At 57.0% G+C, this 1,315-nt stretch carries 1 protein-coding gene and 1 other annotated feature; the gene reads left to right on the forward strand.

Translation table 11 applies throughout. The features are described from left to right. Positions 1–50: 50 nt before the first annotated feature. A protein-coding gene (locus tag V8L71_RS20630) for an IS3 family transposase (protein ID WP_336275339.1) occupies positions 51–1,276 on the forward strand; the annotation gives its coding sequence in 2 pieces (ribosomal slippage) (positions 51–336 and positions 336–1,276; 1,227 coding nt in all). Further along, positions 329–445: a sequence feature (AL1L pseudoknot), on the forward strand. Its footprint overlaps the gene before it by 117 nt. Positions 1,277–1,315: the final 39 nt, after the last annotated feature.

The following is a 1,315-nucleotide window of genomic DNA, read 5'->3' on the forward strand; positions in this document are numbered from 1 at the left end:
TGAACCGTACCGGGATTCCCGGAGGCTCCAAACCTTGAGAGGATGGAGCCATGAGCAAATCAAATCGATATTCCCCTGAAGTTCGCCAGCGGGCGGTACGTATGGTCTTCGACCACGAGGCAGATTATTCCTCCCAGTGGGCAGCCCTCGGTGCCATCGCCCCAAAAATCGGCTGTACGCCTGAAACACTGCGCAGTTGGGTCCGACAGGCCGAGCGTGACACAGGGCGTCGGGAAGGCGCTACGACCTCCGAGCGTGAACGGATCAAAGCGCTAGAGCGTGAAAACCGAGAGTTGAAGCAAGCCAACGAGATCCTACGAAAGGCCTCTGCGTATTTTGCCCAGGCGGAGCTCGACCGCCGCGGGAAGTGATGATCAACTTTATCGAAGATTACCGAGCGTTATACGGGGTCGAGCCGATCTGCCGTGTCCTGCCGATCGCCCCGTCGACGTACTATGAGCATCGTGCCCGCGCACGCGAGCCCAACCGAGCGCCTCCCCGCAATAAACGTGAGCGCTGGCTGAGGGCCGAAATTCAGCGCGTCTGGGAAGAGAACTTCGGTGTCTATGGCATCCGCAAAGTCTGGCGTCAACTACACCGAGAAGGCACTCCGGTGGCTCGCTGCACCGTCGCTCGCCTGATGCGCCAAATGGGGCTGCGCGGTGTGATACGTGGTAAGCCGGTGCGTACGACTGTATCTGACCCTAACAAGGCCTGTCCGGCGGATTTGGTCAAGCGGCAGTTTCAGCCAGCTCAGCCGAACGCACTGTGGGTATCAGATTTTACCTACGTTGCCACATGGAAGGGCTTTGTTTATGTCGCCTTCGTCATTGATGCGTTTGCTCGCCGAATCATCGGCTGGCGAGTTTCCAGTACACCTCGAACCGATATGGTGTTGGATGCGCTTGAACAGGCGCTTCATGAGCGCCCTCAGCGACCTAAAGGTGATCTTATTCACCACAGCGACCGAGGCGTTCAATACGTCTCAATTCGCTACACGGAACGTTTAGCAGATGCCGGCATTGAGCCCTCTGTCGGAAGCGTGGGCGATTCGTACGACAACGCAATGGCTGAAACCGTGATAGGGCTTTTCAAGACCGAAGTGATTCGCCGACGCGGACCATGGCGGCAACTAGAAGCGGTTGAGTTTGCAACGTTGGAGTGGGTCGACTGGTTCAATCACCGGCGGTTACTGGAGCCGATTGGCCATATCCCACCAGCAGAGCGAGAAGCCATGTATTATGAGCAACAGAGTCAGGCAAATAAGGCTGCTTGACTCAAACTAACGGGTCTCCGAGAAAGCCGGTACGGTTCA

This window comes from Vreelandella indica (genome assembly GCF_037070225.1).
In the GTDB taxonomy this organism is placed as follows: Bacteria; Pseudomonadota; Gammaproteobacteria; order Pseudomonadales; family Halomonadaceae; genus Vreelandella; species Vreelandella arctica.